The following is a 17,357-nucleotide window of genomic DNA, read 5'->3' on the forward strand; positions in this document are numbered from 1 at the left end:
CGGGTGACGAAGAGACGGTTGCGCGGCGCGGCGGTGAGCGCCACCGCGGTCGGGCTCGTCGTGGTGCCCCTGGGCATCGGCGCGGGGTACGCGTGGGACGCGCCGCCGTCCGCGGCAGTCATGTCCGCGCCGCCCGCGTCGGAGGCGTTCCCACGGCTCACACCCGCCGTGGCCCGGCAGTTGGACGAGGCCGTCCGCACGGTCATGGCCGAGGCGCAGGTGCCCGGCGTCCTGGTGTCGCTGTCGGCCCCGGGCAAGGGCGAGTACGTACGGGCCTTCGGCACGGCCGACAAGGCGACCGGCAGGCCCATGGCGACCGACCTGAACATGCGCATCGGCAGCGAGACCAAGACCTTCACGGTGACGGCCCTGCTGGAGCTGGTGGACCAGGGCAAGGCCGGGCTGGACGACCCGATCGGCGAGTACGTCGACGGCGTCCCGAACGGCGACCGGATCACCCTGCGCGAGCTGGCGGGGATGCGCAGCGGGCTCTTCAACTACTCCGCCGACGAAGGGTTCTTCAAGGCCCTGACGGCCGACCCGCGGCGCCCCTTCACCCCGCAGGAGCTGCTCGCGTTCTCCTTCGAGCACCCGGTGCAGTTCGAGCCCGGCGCGAAGTTCGAGTACTGCAACACCAACCTCATCCTGCTCGGGCTCGTCGTCGAGAAGGCGAGCGGCGAGAAGCTCGCCGACTACATCAACCACCACGTCGTGGAGCCGGCCGGCCTGCGCCACACGCTCTTCCCCACCGGCGCGGAGTTCCCCTCCCCGCACGCCCAGGGCTACACGCGGCAGACGGCCTCCGGGAAGACGCAGGACGCCGCCGACTGGGACCCCTCGTGGGGCTGGGCCGCCGGCGCGATGATCTCCGACCTCCGCGACATGCGGAAATGGGCCGAGGTGCTGGCCACCGGAACCCTGCTCACGCCGGCCACCCAGGCCCAGCGGCTGAAGGTCACCCCGGCCGGCGACCTGCCGGACACCGGCTACGGGCTGGGCATCTTCAACGTCGAGGGCTGGATCGGGCACAACGGCTCGCTGCCCGGCTACCAGTCCCTGACCGTGTACCTGCCGGAGTCGAAGGCCACGCTGGTGGTGCTGCTCAACACCGACATCTCGTACCGGGGCTCCGAGCCCAGCTCCCTGTTCGGCAAGGCCATCACCGGGACGGTGACGCCGCAGCACCTCTTCGCACTGCCCGCCGCGCCGGTCACCGGGACGCACTGACCTCCCCCGGGCCCGGCCCCGCGCGCACAATGGGTCGCGGCGCGCGGGGTGGACGAGGGAGAAGAGCGACATGAACGATCAGCCGACGCAGTACGAGGCGCGGGCGCGGGCGCAGGCGCGGGAACAGGCGCGGGAACAGCCCCAAACCCAGGCCCAGGCCCAGGCGGTCGTCCTGCGCGTCGCCGCGGAGGCCGACCTCGACATCGCGGCCGAACTGTTCCGCGGCTACCTGGACTTCTACGGCGTGGACATCGACCAGGACCCGCAGCGCCCGCGCGCCTTCCTCGCGGAGCGGATCCGGGACGGCGGGTCGCTGGTCCTGCTCGCCGAGGTCCCGGGCGCCGGCACGATCGGCTTCGCCCAGGTCTACCGGACCTTCTCCTCGCTCTCGATGCGCTCCGCGTGGGTCCTGGGTGACCTGTACGTCGCTCCGTCCGGCCGCCGCAGCGGCGCGGCCCGGACGCTGCTGCGCGAGGTCCTGCGCCGGGCGGCGCAGGCCGGGGCGGCCGGCGTGCAGCTGGAGACGGCGTACGACAACCACATCGCGCAGGGGCTCTACGAGGCGGAGGGCTTCGTCCGCGAGGAGTTCCACCTGTACTTCCACGACCTCGGCTGCGACGGTCCCGGGGGCGGGTGAAACATTTCGGTGCCGCCATCGCGTCATCCGGGTGGGACGGATGCGAGGGGGAGTAGATGCGGCAGGGTCGCAGAGATGGGTTCCGCGAGTTCGCGGCGGGCAGGTCGGGGCACTTGTACCGGTCGGCGTGTCTGCTGGCGAGCGGGGACACCCACCTCGCGGAGGACCTGGTCCAGGAGACCCTGGGCCGGATGTACCTGCTGTGGGGGCGGATCTCCCGTATCGACAATCCGGCCGCGTACGCGCAGACCGTGCTGGTACGGGTCTTCCTGACGCACCAGCGCCGCCGCTCGGCGGGGGAGCGCCCGGTGGGGGAGTTCCCCGAGGCGGGTGCTCCGGCCGTCGGCGGCACCGACCCGACGCTGCGGCTGACGCTGCTGGAGGCGCTGGGCCGGCTGGCGCCGAAGGACCGGGCGGTGCTGGTGCTGCGGTACTGGGAGGACCGCAGTGTCGAGGAGACCGCCGACGCGATGAACGTCAGCTCGGCGGCGGTGCGTACCCGCACCTCCCGGGCGCTGGCCCGGCTGCGGGACCAACTGGGCGGCTCGCTCGCCGAGTTCGCCCGGCTCTGAACCGGCGCGGCCGCCGACTGCCCTCCTTTCCCCGCTTCGTTGGCCCCTCACGACACCCCTGGACGGAAGGTCTGATTCCGCATGCCTTTTGAAGACGAGCTGGGCGAAGCCCTCCGGCGCACGGGGGACGGCTTCACGGCCGACCGGACCGCCCTCGTGGACGCCGGCGAACGGCGCGGGCGGCGCCTCGTGGCCCGCCGCCGTGCCGCCGTGGTCGGCGGATCGGTGCTGGCCCTCGCCGCGATCGGCACCGCCGGCGCCTACACCGGCGGCCTGTTCGGCGCCGGCGCCGGCGCCGGCGCCGGCTCTGGCTCCGGCTCTGGCTCCGGCCCGGCGAACGTCGCGGCGCCGCCGGCCCTGCAGACGGAATCACCGGGGCAGGCCCGCGAGCGGGCGGCGAAGGAGCGCGCCGGCACGGGTGCCGTCTCCGCCGCGCAGATGGTCAACGTACTCAAGGAGCTCCTGCCGGCCGGGCAGTTGACGGGCACCCAGGCGCGGGGCACCGGCGACGAGAGCGGTCCGATGGTCTCCGGAGTCTTCGACGACGGCAAGGGCAAGGGGAGCGTCAGCCTCTCCCTGTCCCGGGTGGACGCCAAGGGCGCGATGGCCGCGGACATGGTGAAGTGCCCCGACAGGAACCTGCTGGAGTACGACGGCTGCACTTCCGAGACGCTCGCGGACGGCTCGAAGCTCCTGCTCTTCCAGGGCTACGAGTACGCCGACCGCCGGGTGGACACCAAGAACTGGCGGGCCACGCTGGTGACCCCGCAGGGGTTCCTGGTCGACGTGCAGGAGCACAACGCGGCGGCCCAGAAGGACAAGCCGATCACCCGGCCCACGCCGCCGCTGACCCTGGCCCAGCTCCGGGCGCTCGCCGTCTCGCCGCTGTGGCACCTGGCGCTGAACGACCTGCCGGCCGCCGGGCCGGAAAAGGCCCCGCCGCCCCCGGCCTCGTCGGTGTCGGCGCCGGACAGGCTGGTGGAACTGTCGCAGAAGTACGGGGTCCCGGTCGTCGACAAGGGCGGCGAGGGCGAATACGGGTACGTCGTACTCGACGAAGGCAAGGGCAGGTCGCTCGTCCAGGTCAACGTGCAGGCGCACATGGGCGACGCGGCGTTCAGGGCGACGTTCACCGGCCCCGACACCACCACCCTTCCCGACGGCACCCTGGTGAAGACGGAGGACAAGCCCGGTGAGAAGGGCGGCGCGAACGTGGTCTGGTGGAGCGTCGACACGCTGAGGCCCGACGGCAAGCGGGTGGTGGTCTCCGGCTTCAACACCGGCAAGCAGACCAAGCCGGCGACCCGGGACAAGCCCGCCCTGACCCAGCAGCAGCTCAGGGAGATCGCGCTGGACCCGAAGTGGTTCGGCTGAGCGGGCGGCCGGGGGCCGTCGCCACCCGGGGTCACTTCGCGTCGGCGTAGCACTCCACGATCGCCGTCGTGAAGGGGAAACGGACCGGGGTGTCACCGAAAGCGATCCGGCCGGCCAGGTCACCGGCGGCGCGGATGGCCTCGGCGACGGCTTCGGCCTCCTCCCGGGGGCAGTGCACGATCACCTCGTCGTGCTGGAAGAACACCAGCTCGGCCCGCATCGCGGCGGTGGCCTGGCGCAGGGCCGCGAGCAGCAGCAGGGCCCAGTCGGCCGCGCTGCCCTGGACCACGAAGTTACGGGTGAACCGGCCCCGGGCGCGGGTGTTGGCCGAGGCGTAGCCCGGGGTGTAGCCCCCGTCCCGTTCCTGCGGGATGCCCGCCTCGCCCTCCTCGGGGGCGTCGGCCGGCGGCGGGCAGGTCCGGCCCAGCCAGGTGCGTACGAGACGGCCCTCCTCGCCCGCCCTGGCCGCGTCGTCCACGTACGCGACGGCGAGCGGGAAGCGGCGGCGCAGCGCGGCCAGGTTCTTCAGGCCGTCGCCGGAGGTCTGCCCGTACACGGCGCCGAGCACGGCGAGCTTCGCCATGTCCCGGTCGCCGGAGAAGCCCTGGCGGGAGATGGCGGTGTACAGGTCCTCCGGGCGCCCGGCCACCTGCATGAACGCCGGGTCGCGGGAGATCGCGGCGAGGACCCGGGGCTCCATCTGGTCGGCGTCGGCGACGACGAGCCGCCAGCCGGGGTCGGCGACGACGGCCCGGCGGATCACCTTGGGGATCTGCAGGGCCCCGCCGCCGTTGGTGACCCAGCGGCCGGTGAGGGTGCCGCCGGGGATGAACTCGGGGCGGAAGCGGCCCTCGTGGACCCAGTCCGCCAGCCAGGCCCAGCCGTGGGCGGTGTGGATGCGGTACAGCTTCTTGAACTCCAGGAGGGGTTCCACGGCCGGGTGGTCCAGGTCCTGGATCTCCCAGCGGCGGGTGGACTTCAGCTTGATGCCGGCCTCGGCGAACGCCTTGACGACGTCGGCGGGGAGCTCGGGGCGCACCCGGCGCCCGAAGGCGTCGGAGATCCGGTCGGCCAGCTCCGCGAGCCGGCGGGGCTGCCCGCCTCCCGCGTACCGCTCCCCGAGCAGGTCGGTGAGCAGGGAGCGGTGTACGTCGGCCCGCCAGGGGAGGCCGGCGCGGTTCATCTCGGCCGCGACGAGGAAGGCGGCGGACTCGGCGGCGGTGAGCAGCCGCATCCGGTCGGGGTGCGCGGTGGCGGCGAGCCGCGTCGCCTGGTCGGCGTGGACGGCGAGCAGTGCGTCGAGCGGTACCGGGGCGGGCTGGGGGTCGAACAGCGAGTCCTGGGTCCCGGGCGTGGCCGCGCGCTGCGGCGGATCGGGAGGTACGGGCGCGCCGGTGAGCCGGGCCCAGGCGGCGGCGGCCGAGCGGGGCTCGCCGAAGCGGCCCTCGTGGCCGAGGAGCAGCAGCTCGGCGTCCTCGACGTCGTAGCACCGCTCGACGCGGGCGCCGGCGGCGAGCAGGCGGGGGTACACGGCGGCGGTGGACCGCCACACCCACCGCGTCCCGCCGGGTGCGGCGCGCACCGCTTCGGCGGGGTCCCGCACGCTGACGCGCGGCCCCGCGCCGTCCGCACCCAGGGGTGCGGCGTGCCAGGTCCCGTCGCCGTCCTCGGCGAGGGCCCACCGGGGGGTGTGCTCGCTCATGAGGGCGAGTCTCCCACCGGGGTACGACAGCCACCTTCGAGGCGCGAGGCGCATGCTCACCCTCACCGTCCACCGCCCGCAGACCGACGCCGCCCGCCGCGCGTGGGACGCGAAGGCGAACATGCCAAGCTGAGAGGCGTGACAGATCTTGCCGACATCGTCGACCGTGCGTGCGAAGCCGCCCTCTACAGCCAGGACGACTCCGCGCTGGATGCCGGGGCCTCGCTGCTCGCCGCCGACACCGGGCGGTGGGCCGGCGTCGGGCGGGTGCTGCTCGCGCGCGGGGAGGGTTACGTACGGCAGGCCTGGGAGCGGGGGTGGCAGCCGGCCGACGTGCTGCGGCTCGTGCGGCGGGACCTCGGGCAGATCCACCTGGACATCACCGGCGACCTGGTCGCCGGCGAGGCGCGGGCGTACGCCCGGCTGCCCGAGCGGTGGACCGATGCCGAGGTGTGGTGGGGGGACGACGAGCGGTACGGGGAGCGGCTCGCGGCCCGTGCGCGCGTCGACCGGTTCACGCTGGCGACCGCCGTCCTGGAGGTGTTCCGGCTGCTGATCCGGCTGCCCTCCATCGAGCCCGTCGGCCCGCTGCCGGGCGATCCCGTCCTCGCCCACGCCGCGCTGGAGCACACGCACGCGCACATCGAGCCGCGCATGCTCGGGCGGATCCGCGCGCTGCTCGCGAAGGCCGAGGCGACGACCTTCCCGGAGGAGGCGGAGGCGCTCAGCGCCAAGGCGCAGGAGCTGATGGCCCGGCACACCGTCGACGAAGCGCTGCTCGCCGCGAGCGGCAGGGGCCCGGTCCAGGTGCCCGGCGCATGCCGGATCGGGGTCGAGCCGCCGTACGAGGAGGCCAAGGCGGTACTGCTCGACGCGGTGGCCGGCGCGAACCGCTGCCGGGCCGTGTGGAACAGCGGTTTCGAGTTCTCCACGGTGGTCGGCTTCGAGAGCGACCTGGAGGCGGTCGAGCTGCTGTACACCTCGCTGCTGGTGCAGGGCACGGCCGCGATGACGCGCGCCGAGGCCGGGCAGCGGGCGGGCGGGCGCAAGCGGACGAAGACGTTCCGGCAGTCGTTCCTGCTGGCGTACGCGAGCCGGCTCGGCCAGCGCCTCACCGAGACGGCCGAACACACCGCGGCCGAGGCCCCGGACAACCTGCCGGCGCTGGTGGCCCGGGACGTGGCCGTCACCTCGCGGGCGGAGGAGATGTTCCCGCGGACGACCACGACCCGGCTGCGCGGGGCGACCGACCTCGCGGGCTGGGAGGACGGCACGGCGGCCGCCGACCGCGCGCACGTGGGCGGAAAGGGAAGCGCGAACCGGCGTCCGCTGCCGGGGAGTTAGTCAGCCGGTTGCGCAGTTGGCCGGTCAGTTGGTCAGGGCTGGTTGTCCTCGCCCCGCAGCGCGCGGGACTCCGCCTTCAGGATGCGCGCCGACTTGCCGAGGGAGCGGGCCATGTCGGGCAGCTTCTTCGAGCCGAAGACGATGAGGCAGACGACGAGGAGCACGACCAGGTGCCAGGGCTGAAGGGCGTTGCGGAGCATGTGCGTACCCACCTTTTCGGGTGACCGTGGTGATCACCGTCCGATGATCGGCCTTATCGAAGCGCTTGTCACCAGACCTGTACAAATCTGAAGAAGTCCTGAAAACGGCTAGGCTCGTCGCCATGAGCTGGCTGCGGGCGCTGAAGGACACCGCCCGCAGCGGCATGACCGTCGAGCGGGCCCGCCTGGAGCCCCTCACCGCCCTGCGCGCCGCCGTCGGGCTCGCCATCGTGATCGCCGCCGGGCTGGCGTTCCTGGGGCCCGGGTCGGCGGCCAGTTCCGCCTTCGGGGCCTTCATGGCCGCCATCGCCACCTTCCAGAAGAGCTGGCGGCCGCGTCCCGTCCTGGCCCTGGCCGCCGGGCTGACGCTGGCCGTCTCCACCTTCATCGGCTACCTCGTCGGGTCCTCCGCCACCGGCCTGTTCCTCGTCCTGCTCGCGGTCTGGTCCTTCGCCGCGAGCCTGATGTGGGCGGCGGGCCCCACCGCCGGGATGATCGCCTCCGGCAACGTCGCGATCATGCTCGTCACCGTCACCCTGCCGACCTCCGTGCCGCAGGCCGCCGGGCACGCCGCGATGATCGCCGCCGGCGGGGTGGTCCAGGCGCTGCTGATCGTCCTGTTCCCCGTCCGGCGCTGGGGCGCCCAGCGCGACGCCCTGGCCGACGCCCTCGCCGCCGAGGCCGACTACGCCCGGCGGCTGCGCCACGACCCCGTCGCGCACTTCGACCCGGAGCCGCTGATGCGGGCGCGGGCCGCCGCCACCGTCACCCGCCGCCAGGCCCGGCGGCGCCCGGCCGAGCTGCACGGGGCGCGCGGGCTCGCGGAGCGGATCCGCCCGGTGCTCGCCTCGCTCGCGGACCCGGCGGTCGGGGCCCCCGCCGAGGGGCCGGCGCGCGACCGGGTACGGGAACTGCTCGCGGCGGCCGGGTCGGTGCTGGACGCCGCCGAGCGGGCGATCCGGCACGGGGAGCCCGTACGCCTGCCCGCCCCGGACCTCGCGGTGCTGAAGTCCCCCGACACGGCGGACCTCCTCGACGGGGCGCCGCTGCGGGCCGCGCGCCGGCTCGCCGCGCTGCTGGACGACGTACTGGAGACGGCCGAGCCGGGCTCCGGGCGCACGGCCGACCCCGGCGAGTCGATGCTGCGGCCCACGCTGCTCGCGCTGGTGCCGGTGGTGCTGAAGGCCGTACGGGCCGAACTGCGGCCCGGCTCGCCCATCCTGCGGCACGCCCTGCGCGTCACCGCCGTGACCTGCGCGGGCTACGTCATCGGCCAGGCGCTGCCGCTGGGGCACGCCTACTGGGCCCCGATGGCCTCCGTCATGGTGATGCGGCCCGACTTCACCCAGACGTACTCCCGGGCCGTCGCCCGCTTCTGCGGCACCCTGGTCGGGGTGGCCGTGGCGACCGCCGTCGTGCAGCTCGTGCAGCCGGGGATGTACCTGTCGGGCTTCCTCGCCGTGGTCAGCGCGGGCCTGATGTACGTACTGATGCGCACCGGGTACGCGGTCGCGCAGCTCTTCGTCTCCGCGTACGTCGTCTTCCTGCTCGGCATGGGCGGGGTCCGCTGGGACCAGACCGTGCCCGACCGGGTGAGCCTGACCCTGCTCGGCGGGCTGCTGGCGATGCTCGGGTACGCCCTCTACCCGGCCTGGGAGACCCCGCGGCTGCGCACCCGGCTGGCCGACTGGGTCGAGGCCCTCGGGGAGTACGCGGCCGCCGTGCTCGGGCAGTACGCCGACCCGGCCGGGGCCGCGCGCGGGGAGGTCCGCCGGGCGCTGCTGGCGTCCCGCGACGCCCGGATCGCCTGGCAGGACGCGCTGGACCGGGCCGAGGGGGAGCCGGTGCGCCACCGCGGCATCTCCCGCGCGGCCGCCGACGAGGCGGCCCACGCCCTGGCCGCGCTGGGCCAGAGCGTGATGCTGCTGGAGGCCCACCTCCCGGACCGCGCCCAGGCCCCGGTGCCGGGCGCGGCCGCCCTGGCCCGGGCGCTGCGCACGGCGACGCGGGAGGGCGCGAAGGCGGTGCGCGAGCGGCGGGTCCCGCGGTGGGACGGGGTGCGGGAGCTGTCGGCGGACTGGGGCGCCCCGGAGTCGGGGGTGCTGCGCGGGGCGGCGGACCAGATCCTGGAGTCGCTGGACGAGGTCTCGCAGGCGCTGGGGCCAGCCTCCCGCGCGGAGACCCGCCATTAGCAGTGCGCAGAGCTGTGATCAAGAGGGCACAGCGCGTGCACGTGCATCTGCCCATGCAGGCGCTTATGAACACAGCTATGATCCGGTGCAGTTGACATCTGCACTATCGGGGGCTTCCTGTGGACCACGCGTACAACGGGATGGCAGCTGCAGAACTCGACGGCGTGGCCTGGCAGAAGAGCAGACACAGCAACTCGCAGGGTTCCTGCGTGGAGTTCGCGAAACTGCCCGGCGGTGACGTTGCCATGCGCAACTCACGCTTTCCGGACGGTCCGGCGCTCGTGTACACGCCGGCCGAGATAGAGGCTCTGCTGCTGGGCGTCAAGGACGGCGAGTTCGACCACCTGATCGGCTGACCGGAACGGCGCCAAAATCAAGCCATGCACGTGCACTGGCCGGGACTGATCGAAATGATCAACCCCGGCCAGTTGTCGTATATGTATGACTTTCGGTATCGCTAGGCTTCCTGGAGCATGAACAGCGCCCAGACCACCTTGCCGGTCAGCCGTCCCGCGAGCGGGTGCCAGCCCCAGCTGTCGCTGTAGGAGTCCACGAGGAACAGCCCGCGCCCCGACTCCAGGTCGCAGTTCTCGTCGGTGCGCTCCGGCACGAACGCCCCGCCCGGCCGGTCCTCGCTGGGGTCGCGCACCGCGCACACCAGCCGGGTGGTCCACCGCATCAGGTGAAGTCGCACGGGCGGCTCCGGCTCGCCGCTGCCGCACGCATCCTCAGGCAGGGCATGGCGGAGCGCGTTGGTGACGAGTTCGGAGACGACCAGGGCCACGTCGTCGAAGCGGTCGTCGAGGCCCCACTGGGCGAGCGTCGACCGGGTGAACGAACGGGCGCCCCGCACCGCCTCGTACCGGGCGGGCAGAGCGCAGGAGGCGGACCCGGAGACAGCCGTGGGGTCGACCGGGGGCAGCCCCTGCCGTAACGGCTCGAGCATGGTCGATCCATTCGTCCCCATGCGAGGCACTCCCGGGATTCGCGGGCAGAGCGGCAACTCTGCCCAGAAAGAACTGCGGGGTGGGTCCCGCGCCGGCGCGAAGAGCACGCAGGTGCGCGGCACCATGGTTCCGAATGCGGAAGCCGGATGCAAGGGCAGATGCACGTGCACGCGCCGGACCTGTCCACTCCCGTGATGGTTCTTGCTCATTTCTTCCTACGCATACTTACGGACTTCTTTTCCGGGACGCCGGATTCCGTTACAGAACGAGTACGGACCGATGCGTTTTGGTGGCAGACTGCGGGCCCTGGGGTACGGGGGCCCCGCGACGCACACCACGCGCAGACCACGCGCAACCATTGCGATGGGGAGGGCAGGACTAGTGACCGCAGAAGCCAGCGGTTCTGTGGTGCGCCGCATCCTCCTGGGCTCACAGCTCAGGCGACTCCGAGAATCCCGCGGCATCACCCGTGAGGCGGCCGGCTACTCGATCCGCGCATCCGAATCGAAGATCAGCCGCTTGGAGTTGGGAAGGGTGAGCTTCAAGGCCAGAGACGTCGAGGACCTCCTCACGCTCTACGGAGTCACGGACAGCGCGGAGCGCGAGTCCCTGCTGGGACTGGTCCGCGAGGCCAACGCGACGGGCTGGTGGCACAGTTACGGCGACGTGCTGCCCGGATGGTTCCAGACGTACATCGGCCTGGAGGGCGCGGCCTCGCTCATCCGCATCTACGAAGTGCAGTTCGTGCACGGCCTGTTGCAGACGGAGGCCTACGCCCAGGCCGTCGTCAGCCGCGGCATGCCCGGCGCCACCCGCGCCGAGATCGACCGACGCGTCGCACTGCGCCTGGAACGCCAGAAGGTACTGGTCTCCGAGAACGCCCCGGTCTTCCACGCCGTGCTCGACGAGGCCGCGCTGCGCCGCCCGTACGGCGACCGCGACGTGATGCGCGGTCAGCTCGAGCACCTCATCGAGGTCTCCCAGCGGCCGAACGTGCAGCTTCAGGTCATGCCGTTCTCCTTCGGCGGCCACGCCGGTGAGAGCGGCGCCTTCACCCTGCTGCGCTTCCCGGAGTCCGATCTCCAGGACATCGTCTATCTGGAACAGCTCACCAGTGCCCTCTACCTCGACAAAGACGAGGAAGTGGGGCAGTACGAAAGGGCGATGGAGCGGTTGCAGGCAGACTGCCCCGACGCCGACAGGACCCGGGATCTCCTCCGGGGCCTGCTCCAACTGTCCTGATCCGCACGTAGTATGACGTCTGATCAGTGCATGACGACCGATCGGTCTCCGGTGCAGCGCACGGGTGCGCGCTCGCAGTAAGGGATGGCATGTCCATATTCGAGGACCTGGCTCACCAGTACATCGACGGCGAATGGCTGGCCGGCACCGGGTCGTGGGACATCATCGACGTCAACCCGTACAACGGGGAGAAGCTCGCGGCCATCACGGTGGCCACCGTCGAGCAGGTGGACCGGGCCTACCGCGGCGCCGAGCGGGCCCAGAAGGAATGGGCCGCCACCAGCCCCTTCACCAGACGTGCCGTCCTGGAGCGCGCCCTGCGGATCACCGAGGAGCGCGAGAAGGAGATCGTCGAGGCGATGATCGACGAGCTCGGCGGGACCCGTCCCAAGGCCGAGTACGAGGTCCGCCTCGCCATGGAGTTCATCCGCGAGGCCATGCAGCTGGCCGTCCGCCCCGAGGGCCGCATCCTGCCCTCGCCGGTGGAGGGCAAGGAGAACCGGGTCCAGCGCCTCCCGGTCGGGGTCATCGCCGTGATCAGCCCCTTCAACTTCCCCTTCCTCGTCACCCTGAAGTCGGTCGCCCCGGCCCTCGCCCTGGGCAACGCGGTCGTCATCAAGCCGAACCAGAACGCCCCCGTCGTCGGCGGCGGGGTCATCGCCAAGATCTTCGAGGACGCCGGGCTCCCGGCCGGACTGCTCAACGTCCTGGTCACCGACATCGCCGAGATAGGCGACGCGATCCTGACCCACCCCGTCCCCAAGGTGATCTCCTTCGCGGGCTCCGACCGGGTCGGCCGGCACGTCGGAGCGGTCGCCGCCCGCCACTTCAAGCGCACGGTCCTGGAGCTCAGCGGCAACAGCGCGCTCGTCGTCCTCGACGACGCCGACCTCGACTACGCGGTGGACGCGGCGGTCTTCAGCCGCTTCGTCTACCAGGGCCAGGTCTGCATGGCCGCCAACCGGATCCTGGTCGACGCGGCCGTCGCCGAGGAGTTCACCGAGAAGTTCACCGCGCGGGTGCGCGGCCTGAAGACCGGCGACCCGCACGAGGCCGACACCCACATCGGTCCGCTGATCAACTCCTTCCAGGCCGACGCCCTGACCGCCCTCGTGGACCGCGCGGTCGAGGAGGGCGCGCAGGCGCTCGTACGGGGATCTACGCGCGGCAACCTGGTCGAGCCGACCGTACTGGCCGGGCTCCCCGAGGACTCCCCGCTGCTGAGCCAGGAGATCTTCGGCCCGGTGGCGCTGCTGGTGGTCTTCGACGGCGAGGACGAGGCCGTACGCCTGACCAACGCGACCCCGTACGGGCTGAGCGGCGCCGTGCACACGCGGGACGTGGAGCGCGGGGTGCGCTTCGCGCAGCGGATCGAGACGGGAATGATCCACGTCAACGACTCCACGATCGGGGACGAGCCGCTGGCCGCCTTCGGTGGGGAGAAGGCCTCGGGCCTGGGCCGGCTCAACGGCGAGGCGACGGTGGAAGCCTTCACGACGCAGAAATGGATCTCCGTTCAGCACGGCCGGACCCGTTTCCCGTTCTAGACACCCCTAGACTCGGCCGGGTCAGGCAGGACGCGTCCCGGGGAGAGCCGAGTTGAGCAACATACCGGAGACCGGGCGGACGCCCCGGGTCCAGAACCGGCTCGTGATCATCCAGGTGGTCGTGTTCTCACTGCTGCTGACCCTCGGCGGGCGCCTCTGGTTCCTGCAGATACGCAACGGCCAGGAATACACGGACGAGGCGAAGAACAACCACACCCAGCAGGTGGTCCAGCCCGCCGTGCGCGGCGCCATCCTCGACTCCCGCGGGGTCCCGCTCGCCGACAACGAGACCCGTCTCGTCGTCTCGGCCAGCCGCACCGACCTGTCGAAGATGAAGGACCGCGGCAAGGACGTCCTGACCCGGCTCGCCGGAGTCCTCGGCCTGAAGCCGGAGGACGTGGTCAACACCGTCCGGCTGTGCGACGGCAAGACCCCCAAGCCCTGCTGGAACGGCTCCCCGTACCAGCCGATCCCCATCACCGCCGAGGCGACCACGGACCAGGTGCTGGAGATACGGGAGCACGCCGAGCAGTTCCCGGGGATCAGCGCGGAGCCCACCGCCCTGCGCCGCTACGCCGCCCCCGACCAGGCCAACACCTCGCAGGTGCTCGGCTACCTCTCGCCGGTCACCGACGCGGAGATAGCCAAGGCGAAGAACTCCGACTCGCCCTACCTGCGCTCCGACCAGGTGGGCCGCTCGGGCCTGGAACGCACGTACGACAAGGAGCTGCGCGGCAAGGCGGGCATCACCCGCTACGAGGTCGACAACCTCGGGCGGGTCATCGGCCAGGCCCAGGCCGACAAGGCGCAGCCCGGCTCGAACGTCGTGACCTCGATCGACTCGCGCGTGCAGGCGGTGGCCGAGCGCGAGCTGAACAACGCGATGCTCGAGGCGCGCGATACCTACGACAAGATCACGCACAAGAATTACGAGGCCGACTCGGGCGCGGTCGTCGTGATGGAGGCCAAGACCGGCCGGGTCGTCGCGATGGCGTCCAACCCGACGTACGACCCGAACGCCTGGGTGGGCGGCATCTCCGCCAAGGACTACGCGGGACTCACCGACAAGGAGTCCAACTACCCGCTGCTGAACCGGGCGATCCAGGGCCAGGCGGCCCCGGGCTCGATCTTCAAGGTGGTCTCCTCGACCGCCGCGGTCAATGCGGGGTACCCCTTCAACGCCCGCTACGGCTGCCCGAGCTCGTACTCGGTCGGCAGCCAGACCTTCACGAACTTCGAGTCCCAGGGCTACGGCGACATCACCATCGGCCGGGCGCTGGAGGTCTCCTGCGACACCGTCTACTACGGCATCGCGGACCGGGAGTGGAAGAAGGACGGCGGGATCAACCCGAAGAAGGGCCCCGCCGACTGGTTCTTCAAGACGGCCCACGAGTTCGGCCTGGGCAAGCCCACGGGCATCGACCTGCCGAACGAGGTGACCGGCCGGGTCCCCGACCGGCAGTGGAAGAAGGACTTCTTCGAGGCGAACAAGGCCGCCTGGTGCCGGGACGGCAAGAAGGACGGCAGCTTCGCCGAGAAGATCGCCTACGAGAACTGCCGCCAGGGCAACCAGTTGCGCGAGGGCGACGCGATCAACTACTCGATCGGCCAGGGCGACACCCTCGTCACGCCGGTCCAGATGGCGTCGGTCTACGCGGCCATCGCCAACGGCGGCACCCTCCACCAGCCGAGCATCGGCAAGGCGGTCGTGAGCGCCGACGGCACCTCGGTCCGCGAGCTCGCGCCGAAGGAGCAGGGCCGGCTGCCGATGGACGCGAAGCTGCGCGACGACATCGACGGGGCCCTCGCGGCGGTCGCCACCACCGGCAGCGCCGCCTGGCGCTTCGGCGGCTGGCCGCAGAAGCAGATCCCGATGCACGCGAAGACGGGCACGGCCGAGGTCCAGGGCAAGCAGACCACCTCGTGGTTCGCCTCGTACACCGAGGACTACGCGATCGTGATGACGATCTCCCAGGGCGGCACCGGCTCCGGGGCCTCCGGCCCGGCGGTCCGCAAGATCTACGAGGCGATGTACGGGCTGGACCCGACGGGCCGGCAGGACCTCTCCAAGGCCCTGCTCCCCAAGCCCGCCTCCGCGCTGCCGGCACTTCGACCGGACGGGGAGAACGCCCCGCATTGAGGACCGTGGCTGACCGCAAGGCTCCGTAACGTGGTTCTTGTCAGCAGGCGAGACACCCAACACAGAAGGTGGTTCAGGTCATGGCCCAGCTTTCCACTGAGGTTCCCGGCGACGAGCGCGGCACGCTCCTGTCCTTCGTCGAGGCCCAGCGCACGGCGATCCGCGAAACGCTGGAGGGGCTGACCGAGGAGCAGGCCGCGAGCCGCCCCAGCGCCAGCGAGCTCTCGCTGTCCGGCCTGGCCAAGCACGTGGCCGAGGTCGAGGTCGCCTGGCTGCGGATGGCCCAGCAGCGGGAGAACGAGCGGCAGCGCACCCCGGAGACCCGGACCGAGGCCTTCCGGCTGGTCGAGGACGAGACCGTCCCCGGAGTCCTGGGCTTCTGGGACGGGATCGCCCGCGAGACGGAGGCCTTCATCGCGGCCGTCCCGAGCCTCGACGACATGTTCCCGCTCCCGCAGGCGCCCTGGTTCCCCAAGGACGGCAAGGTCTCCATGCGCTGGATGCTCCTGCACCTGGTCGAGGAGTTCGCCCGCCACGCGGGGCACGCGGACATCGTCCGCGAGTCCCTCGACGGCACCCGCGCCATGGGCTGAAGGACGCCGGACTTGCACCTCACGCCACGTGAGGGACCACGGTGAGGGGCGTACCCGACCAGAGGAGCGGATGAAGGTGGGCTACTCCGTGGGACAGGTCGCCGGATTCGCCGGAGTCACGGTGCGCACCCTGCACCACTACGACGAGATCGGGCTGCTCTCCCCGAGCGGCCGCAGCCACGCGGGACACCGGCGGTACGACGACGCCGACCTCGACCGGCTGCAGCAGATCCTGTTCTACCGGGAGCTCGGCTTCCCGCTCGAAGAGGTCTCGGTCCTGCTGGACGACCCGGACTCGGACCCGAGGGAGCACCTGCGCCGGCAGCACGCCCTCCTGTCCGGCCGGATCGACCGGCTCCAGCAGATGGCCAAGGCCGTTGAGCACGCCATGGAGGCGAGGAACGTGGGCATCAACCTCACGCCCGAGGAGAAGTTCGAGGTCTTCGGGGAGTTCGACCCCGACCAGTACGCGGCCGAGGCCGAGCAGCGCTGGGGCGGCACCGACGCGTACAAGGAGTCCGCCCGCCGCGCGGCCTCGTACACCAAGGAGGACTGGCTGCGGATCCAGCGCCAGGCGGAGGACGTCAGCCGGCGGCTCGCCGCCGTGCTGGACTCCGGCGCGGCGGCCGACTGCGAGCAGGCCATGGACCTGGCCGAGGAGCACCGCGGCTGGATCAGCGGCAACCACTACGACTGCCCGTACGAGATGCACACCTGCCTGGGTGAGATGTACGTCGCCGACGAGCGCTTCGCGGCGCACTACGACGCCGTGCGCCCCGGGCTGGCGGTCTTCCTCCGCGACGCGATCATGGCGAACGCGGTGCGCAAGGCGTAAGCGGAACGTTCCTCGCACGGCCCCCTCAGGTACCTGGAACCTGCGGGGGGCCGTATGCGTTCATAATTGGAACCACCCGTCGAGTTCGCTCGCACCGCCGACACCCCCCGATCCAGGAGATCCCGGAACTCGTGAATACGCTTGCGCTCGGCCCTGAGTGGCTGTCCCCGGAGTATCTGATCGGGCAATTCGGTCTGATCGGCATCCTGGTCATCGTCTTCGCGGAGTCGGGCCTCTTCGCGTTCCTGCCCGGGGACTCGCTGCTGTTCACGGCGGGCCTGTTCGTCGCGAGCGGCACGATCTCGCAGCCGCTGTGGCTGGTCTGCGCCCTGATCGTGGCCGCGGCGATCCTCGGTGACCAGGTCGGCTACATGATCGGCAAGGTCTTCGGGCCCAAGATCTTCAACCGGCCGAACTCCAGGCTCTTCAAGCGCGAGAACCTCGACGCGGCGCACGACTTCATGGAGAAGCACGGCCCCAAGGCCATCGTGCTCGCGCGCTTCGTGCCGATCATCCGCACCTTCGCGCCGATGGTCGCCGGCGCGACCGCGATGAAGTACCGCACCTTCCTGACCTTCAACGTCATCGGCGGCGTCCTGTGGGGCGCGGGCGTCACGGTCCTGGGCTACCAGCTCGGCCAGTTCGAGATCATCAAGAAGAACGTCGAGCCGATCTTCATCGTCATCGTCCTGATCTCCGTCATCCCGGTGATCTTCGAGGTGCTGAAGAGCCGCAAGGAGAAGAAGGCGGCCGCCTCCGGAGACCAGCCCGTCGCGGGCGAGGACCCGCAGGCCCCGGGCCAGCG

15 protein-coding genes and 1 pseudogene are annotated in these 17,357 nt (G+C 71.7%); 13 read left to right on the forward strand and 3 right to left on the reverse strand.

Going from position 1 to position 17,357, the window contains the following annotated elements:
- The first annotated feature begins 3 nt into the window (after positions 1-3).
- The 4 genes from ACFWB8_RS04060 to ACFWB8_RS04075 all read left to right on the forward strand — a co-directional run bounded on the left by ACFWB8_RS04060 (position 4) and on the right by ACFWB8_RS04075 (position 3,810).
- Complete coding sequence (locus ACFWB8_RS04060) at positions 4-1,227, forward strand: serine hydrolase domain-containing protein (protein ID WP_385222154.1); 1,224 nt, start codon at positions 4-6, stop codon at positions 1,225-1,227.
- A 70-nt stretch (positions 1,228-1,297) separates the two neighbouring features.
- Positions 1,298-1,864 (forward strand): GNAT family N-acetyltransferase, encoded by a 567-nt coding sequence (locus ACFWB8_RS04065; RefSeq protein WP_385222157.1) that lies wholly within the window; start codon positions 1,298-1,300, stop codon positions 1,862-1,864.
- Positions 1,865-1,920: 56 nt separating this feature from the next.
- Positions 1,921-2,436 (forward strand): SigE family RNA polymerase sigma factor, encoded by a 516-nt coding sequence (locus ACFWB8_RS04070; protein ID WP_385222160.1) that lies wholly within the window; start codon positions 1,921-1,923, stop codon positions 2,434-2,436.
- An 81-nt stretch (positions 2,437-2,517) separates the two neighbouring features.
- A complete protein-coding gene (locus ACFWB8_RS04075; RefSeq protein WP_385222163.1) occupies positions 2,518-3,810 on the forward strand; it encodes a hypothetical protein in 1,293 nt (430 codons plus the stop codon).
- A gap of 31 nt (positions 3,811-3,841) precedes the next feature.
- Here ACFWB8_RS04075 and ACFWB8_RS04080 read toward each other — a convergent pair whose 3' ends face one another.
- Complete coding sequence (locus ACFWB8_RS04080; RefSeq protein WP_385222165.1) at positions 3,842-5,512, reverse strand: bifunctional 3'-5' exonuclease/DNA polymerase; 1,671 nt, start codon at positions 5,510-5,512, stop codon at positions 3,842-3,844.
- A gap of 138 nt (positions 5,513-5,650) precedes the next feature.
- Between ACFWB8_RS04080 and ACFWB8_RS04085 the strand changes: the two genes are divergently transcribed.
- Positions 5,651-6,856, forward strand: a complete 1,206-nt coding sequence (locus ACFWB8_RS04085; RefSeq protein ID WP_385222168.1) for a DUF2786 domain-containing protein — start codon at positions 5,651-5,653, stop codon at positions 6,854-6,856.
- 32 nt (positions 6,857-6,888) lie between these two features.
- Here the strand turns inward: ACFWB8_RS04085 and tatA are convergent, their stop codons facing one another.
- Positions 6,889-7,056, reverse strand: a complete 168-nt coding sequence (gene tatA, locus ACFWB8_RS04090; RefSeq protein ID WP_385222170.1) for a Sec-independent protein translocase subunit TatA — start codon at positions 7,054-7,056, stop codon at positions 6,889-6,891.
- Between the two features lie 122 nt (positions 7,057-7,178).
- On the opposite strand from tatA, the gene ACFWB8_RS04095 reads away from it, so the two are divergent.
- Positions 7,179-9,248, forward strand: a complete 2,070-nt coding sequence (locus ACFWB8_RS04095; protein WP_385222173.1) for an FUSC family protein — start codon at positions 7,179-7,181, stop codon at positions 9,246-9,248.
- A 119-nt stretch (positions 9,249-9,367) separates the two neighbouring features.
- The gene (locus ACFWB8_RS04100; RefSeq protein WP_385222176.1) at positions 9,368-9,604 is read left to right on the forward strand and encodes a DUF397 domain-containing protein; all 237 of its coding nucleotides are present in this window, start codon (positions 9,368-9,370) and stop codon (positions 9,602-9,604) included.
- A gap of 101 nt (positions 9,605-9,705) precedes the next feature.
- Here the strand turns inward: ACFWB8_RS04100 and ACFWB8_RS04105 are convergent, their stop codons facing one another.
- A complete protein-coding gene (locus ACFWB8_RS04105; RefSeq protein WP_385222179.1) occupies positions 9,706-10,215 on the reverse strand; it encodes an ATP-binding protein in 510 nt (169 codons plus the stop codon).
- A gap of 343 nt (positions 10,216-10,558) precedes the next feature.
- On the opposite strand from ACFWB8_RS04105, the gene ACFWB8_RS04110 reads away from it, so the two are divergent.
- The 6 genes and pseudogenes from ACFWB8_RS04110 to ACFWB8_RS04135 form a co-directional block, all read left to right on the forward strand.
- Positions 10,559-11,437, forward strand: a complete 879-nt coding sequence (locus ACFWB8_RS04110) for a helix-turn-helix domain-containing protein (RefSeq protein WP_385222182.1) — start codon at positions 10,559-10,561, stop codon at positions 11,435-11,437.
- A gap of 89 nt (positions 11,438-11,526) precedes the next feature.
- Positions 11,527-12,984, forward strand: a complete 1,458-nt coding sequence (locus tag ACFWB8_RS04115; RefSeq protein WP_385222185.1) for an aldehyde dehydrogenase family protein — start codon at positions 11,527-11,529, stop codon at positions 12,982-12,984.
- 52 nt (positions 12,985-13,036) lie between these two features.
- On the forward strand, positions 13,037-15,124 hold the full coding sequence (gene mrdA, locus ACFWB8_RS04120) for a penicillin-binding protein 2 (protein ID WP_385222188.1): 2,088 nt from the start codon (positions 13,037-13,039) through the stop codon (positions 15,122-15,124).
- A gap of 80 nt (positions 15,125-15,204) precedes the next feature.
- Positions 15,205-15,717, forward strand: coding sequence for a DinB family protein (locus ACFWB8_RS04125; protein WP_385222191.1), 513 nt, complete (start codon positions 15,205-15,207; stop codon positions 15,715-15,717).
- Positions 15,718-15,793: 76 nt separating this feature from the next.
- On the forward strand, positions 15,794-16,552 hold the full coding sequence (locus ACFWB8_RS04130) for a MerR family transcriptional regulator (protein WP_385222193.1): 759 nt from the start codon (positions 15,794-15,796) through the stop codon (positions 16,550-16,552).
- A 131-nt stretch (positions 16,553-16,683) separates the two neighbouring features.
- Positions 16,684-17,349, forward strand: a pseudogene (locus ACFWB8_RS04135) (DedA family protein); the annotation flags it as partial.
- Between the last annotated feature and the right edge of the window lie 8 nt (positions 17,350-17,357).

It is taken from the genome of Streptomyces sp. NPDC060031 (genome assembly GCF_042736805.1).
GTDB lineage: Bacteria > Actinomycetota > Actinomycetes > Streptomycetales > Streptomycetaceae > Streptomyces.

Excerpts from the sequence above, each read along its gene's own strand:
- ACFWB8_RS04065 (WP_385222157.1), top strand. The coding sequence starts at position 1,298 with ATGAACGATCAGCCGACGCAGTACGAGGCGCGGGCGCGGGCGCAGGCG.
- ACFWB8_RS04070 (WP_385222160.1), top strand. The coding sequence starts at position 1,921 with ATGCGGCAGGGTCGCAGAGATGGGTTCCGCGAGTTCGCGGCGGGCAGG.
- ACFWB8_RS04075 (WP_385222163.1), top strand. The coding sequence starts at position 2,518 with ATGCCTTTTGAAGACGAGCTGGGCGAAGCCCTCCGGCGCACGGGGGAC.
- ACFWB8_RS04080 (WP_385222165.1), bottom strand. The coding sequence starts at position 5,512 with ATGAGCGAGCACACCCCCCGGTGGGCCCTCGCCGAGGACGGCGACGGG.
- tatA (WP_385222170.1), bottom strand. The coding sequence starts at position 7,056 with ATGCTCCGCAACGCCCTTCAGCCCTGGCACCTGGTCGTGCTCCTCGTC.
- ACFWB8_RS04095 (WP_385222173.1), top strand. The coding sequence starts at position 7,179 with ATGAGCTGGCTGCGGGCGCTGAAGGACACCGCCCGCAGCGGCATGACC.
- ACFWB8_RS04105 (WP_385222179.1), bottom strand. The coding sequence starts at position 10,215 with ATGGGGACGAATGGATCGACCATGCTCGAGCCGTTACGGCAGGGGCTG.
- ACFWB8_RS04110 (WP_385222182.1), top strand. The coding sequence starts at position 10,559 with ATGGGGAGGGCAGGACTAGTGACCGCAGAAGCCAGCGGTTCTGTGGTG.
- ACFWB8_RS04115 (WP_385222185.1), top strand. The coding sequence starts at position 11,527 with ATGTCCATATTCGAGGACCTGGCTCACCAGTACATCGACGGCGAATGG.
- ACFWB8_RS04125 (WP_385222191.1), top strand. The coding sequence starts at position 15,205 with ATGGCCCAGCTTTCCACTGAGGTTCCCGGCGACGAGCGCGGCACGCTC.